Source organism: Phycisphaerales bacterium, from assembly GCA_020852515.1.
Taxonomy (GTDB): domain Bacteria; phylum Planctomycetota; class Phycisphaerae; order Phycisphaerales; family UBA5793; genus UBA5793.
The window spans coordinates 1-3,656 of sequence record JADZAS010000031.1; the positions used below are offsets into that span (position 1 = coordinate 1).

Genomic DNA, 3,656 nt, shown 5'->3' on the forward strand with positions numbered 1-3,656 from the left:
GCCGCCCGGTGCGCCGATCGCCGCCCTGGGCGAACGTCGCGGCCCGTGCGCGGCAGCCTACCAGAAGCCGAGTGCGTCGATGCGAATCTGCGAAATGTGCTGAAATCCTGCGCGATTCCCCTTGCATCTTCGCGCCTTGCAGGCCTTCATGTGTGCAGCCCCGGGCGGAATGAGCCGCCCGCGAAAGTGAGGACACATGAGCAGCACACGCGACAACAAACTGGCGACCATCGCCCGCGATGACCTCTACCTGCAAACGCTGGAGGTGCGCGGGCGCGACGGCCAAGACTTCCATTCTCTCGGCGTGGCCAACATTCGCCTCGCGCTTGAGCACGCGTACGAAGCGGGCCGCCAGTCGGCGCGGCCGACGAAAGCCGTGTGCCCCGCCTGCGGCCGCAAGATCGAGATCACGCCGCTGCCCGCGGGCAACTGACCAACCACGCGCCGAGTCGACGTTCGGCGCTGCGCCCATTTCAACCGCTCGACCCATGAAAGGAGCACGAGCATGGCAACGAAGAAGACGAGTCCCAAGGGCAAGAGCACGAAGCGCACCAAGGCGAGCAATCCGCCACCAGGCGGCGCGGCCAAGCCGCGCCGCAAGCGCGAAGGACTCAGCGGCCTCGACGCCGCCGCCCTGGTCCTGAGCAAGTCCAAGGAGCCGCTCAACGCCAAGACCATCGCCGAGCGGGCGATCGCCGCGGGGTGGAAGACCAGCGGCAAGACGCCGCACAGCACGCTCTACGCCGCGATGGTGCGCGAGATCTCGACCAAGGGCAAAGCCTCGCGCTTCGCCAAGTTCGGCAAGGGACAGTTCACCGCGGCGGCATAACACGCTCACGCCGCACCTCCAAACTTCGGGGCCTGGACGCCGCGCTTGGAAGCCTCGCGCCGCATCCAGGCCTTGAAGCCCTCGACCACGTGGAGCAGTTCGGAGAAGTCCAGGTCGCGCACGTTGCGCGTCGGCGGTTGATCGAGGTACTCCGGCCGGCGCGCCGTCATCCGCTCGCACAGCGACGGCAGAGCCTCGCTTGAGCAGATCTCCGCGGCGACGCAGCGCCGCTCGAAGTCGAGCAGCGCGTGCCTCAGCCGGCCATCCTTCTGATTCACCTTCCGGAGCCACTCATCCTCGTCGAGCTGCGAATCCGGATGCGACGCCAGGCGGAGCATGATCGTCTCGTACTCATCGTGCCCGTTGCGCTCGTGCGCGAGCGATGGCTCGCCGGTCTGCGGATCGCGCCGGCATCCGGTCATGCGCAGGAGGAATCGCCAGGTGCCCTCATCGCGCAGCCCGGCGATGCGCCGGCGCACAACGTGGATCTTGCGAAGTTGGGCGGGTGTGAAAGCCATCAGGCGAACTTGAGCTTCTCTCTCGACTCCGAAACCACGCGACGAGTGACCTTGTCGTACGTAGCACTCTTGATCTCGCGCAGCGCGGCCCACAGGTCGGCCTCGGTGATCGCCTTCGTGCGCGCCGCCGGAATCTGCGCGATCATCTGAACCAGCATCTGACACGTGCGCAGCGAACCCAGGCCGGGAGCGTTGGCAATCCGGAAGAGCAGCTCGCGTGCCTCTCCCGTGAAACGCAGCTCGTCGCCGGCACAGATCATCATGACATCTTCGACGGTGATCATCGGCGTCAGATTGGCGCCGGTGCCATCGCCTGGCTGGATGAAGTCGTTGAGGTTGAGCACCGCGGCGCAGCGGCTGTAGAACTGCGAACCCGCTCCGGTGTCGTTAATGAGGTTGATCAGTTCAGGCGCACCGGCAAGGACGACGGACGTGCCGGCGTCGCGGAAATCGCGCACGACCTCCAGTGCCTGGGGACGCAGCCGATGCGCCTCGTCGATGAGCAGCAGCCGGCGCGTGCCGCGGAGGTAGTCGAGGGATGAGAGCAACGCCTCTGTCGAGCGTCGGTACGGAACGTTGATCGCGTGGCAGATGGCTTTGATCAGACCCACGGGAGTCGTGTTGCTCTGCACGACGCGGATAAGCACAGAGCCCTGCGTCTTGGCCGCGACGTACTCAAGCACGGTGCTCTTGCCAAAACCGGCCGGCGCCGCGATGACACCGATGGCTCCCGCCCGATGCACCGATTCGATGGCGCGCACCATGCGGCGAACGGCGGTGGTCTGCACAACCCCGGCCTTCCCGGGAAGTTCATCGGCCTCAAGCTGCCGCTGCATGTGATCGAGGATGCGGCGCAACTTTCCGGCGCGATCGCCATTGTACTTATTGTTGATGACCTGGCTGATCGTCGACGCGGCGAAGCCCTCGCCCAGTTGCCTCGCGACGTCCTTATTGCTCAGTCGCTTGGACTGCATCCAGGCGGTGATGGCATTGACGGCCCGGGCGATCTCATCATCCGTGGGTGGCCTGTTGTCTGGCAGCATCCGTGCGTACCGTCCCTTGATGCGCGCCCCGTCACTGAGGCGCTCGATGAAGTTGTCGCGTGGATGGTCAGCGCTCATCGTCTATTGCCTCCCAGAACGCCAGTCCACCCATTACACTCTCGCCCTCCCGCTCCACCGGCTGCTCGAAGCTGATGCCGCTGAAGTCGAGGTCACTGTGCTCCTCTTCTGTGCCTGAGTTCCCAGGCAGCACTACATCGGTGAAGTCCAGCTCACTCTTCTGCATCGACTCAGCCCCCGCGGCCTTGCGCATCTCCTCGCGCTGCACCTCGGGCAACTGATCGTCGACGGGCGTTCGAACGATCCTCAACTGCTGGTTGTCGTTCTCCACGCCGATGCCCTCTCTGGCCCGCTCGGCGCGGCGGTCGGCGTCGATCTTCTCCTGTTCCTCGCGCGCAATGTCCGCCGCCGTCATGAGCGACATGTGTCCGTCTCGCAGCGAATCGCGTACGGCTTTCTCGTGGTCGCGCTGACGCTTGAGCGCCGCCTTGAGCGCGGCCCGGCTCACCGGGCTGTTGCCGCCGTGCATGCTGTTGGCCTGCGCCGTACAGATGAAGCGGAACTGCGTGTCGTACACAAACACGCGCGACATATCCGCCGGGTCGTAGGTGACCTGAACGCCCTTCTTGCGCCCCTGCAGCGGCCGCAGTTCGATCGCGTCCTGCCCGTAGTAGAGCGTCCGCCCGTCGATGCGCACGCCGATGCCCAGCTTGCCGACGGTGCGCGGCGGCTCCCAGCGGTGCATGAGCAGCGCCAGCGCTTCGGGCCGGGGCATGATGGTGCGCGTGTCACGCCATGAGTTCATCGCCTCGGTCGGGCTGAGCTTGCGCCCCTGCTCATCGGCGAGATCATCCATGAAGTGGTCACTGCGATTGTTGTACCAGTCGACGAATTTGGGCAGGCGCCGGCGCACCTCGTCCATGCTCACGAGGCGCTGGGCGTCCTTGAAGAATCCCCTGGGCAGTTCGACATCGCCGGGCTTGGCGCCGCAGTATGAATCGAACTCCGCATCGAACTCGGCGTGCAGCGTCCGGTGCCAGCGCTCGATGCGCGACTTGCCGTTGTGGTTGTACGGAAGGGCGAAGTGCACATCGATCCCGAGCATGCCGAACAGGCCGCGTCCCGCGGCGTGCTCTGACCAGTCCTCGCCGCTGGAGGCAAGCCGTCGGCGCTGCTGCTTGGTGAGCCCGTTGTTGGCGTAGGAGTCGTAATCCTTGCCGTTGTCGATGACGATCCGGCGCGGCGGCC

Annotated in this window: 5 protein-coding genes; 2 read left to right on the forward strand and 3 right to left on the reverse strand. The window is 65.6% G+C overall.

Annotated features, from left to right (window positions below; all coding sequences use genetic code 11):
* Positions 1-196: 196 nt before the first annotated feature.
* Together IT430_18895 and IT430_18900 are read left to right on the forward strand one after the other, a co-directional pair.
* On the forward strand, positions 197-433 hold the full coding sequence (locus IT430_18895) for a hypothetical protein (GenBank protein ID MCC6910007.1): 237 nt from the start codon (positions 197-199) through the stop codon (positions 431-433).
* Between the two features lie 72 nt (positions 434-505).
* Positions 506-829, forward strand: coding sequence for a winged helix-turn-helix domain-containing protein (locus IT430_18900; protein MCC6910008.1), 324 nt, complete (start codon positions 506-508; stop codon positions 827-829).
* Positions 830-834: 5 nt separating this feature from the next.
* Here IT430_18900 and IT430_18905 read toward each other — a convergent pair whose 3' ends face one another.
* The 3 genes from IT430_18905 to IT430_18915 all read right to left on the reverse strand — a co-directional run.
* A complete protein-coding gene (locus IT430_18905; protein MCC6910009.1) occupies positions 835-1,347 on the reverse strand; it encodes a hypothetical protein in 513 nt (170 codons plus the stop codon).
* Positions 1,347-2,468 carry an AAA family ATPase gene (locus IT430_18910; protein MCC6910010.1) on the reverse strand — a complete coding sequence of 374 codons (1,122 nt, stop codon included), beginning with the start codon at positions 2,466-2,468 and terminating at the stop codon, positions 1,347-1,349. Before IT430_18910 ends, IT430_18905 begins: the two co-directional genes overlap by 1 nt.
* A partial coding sequence (locus tag IT430_18915; protein ID MCC6910011.1) for a transposase occupies positions 2,458-3,656 on the reverse strand: 1,199 nt, incomplete at its 5' end. The genes IT430_18910 and IT430_18915, both read right to left, overlap by 11 nt.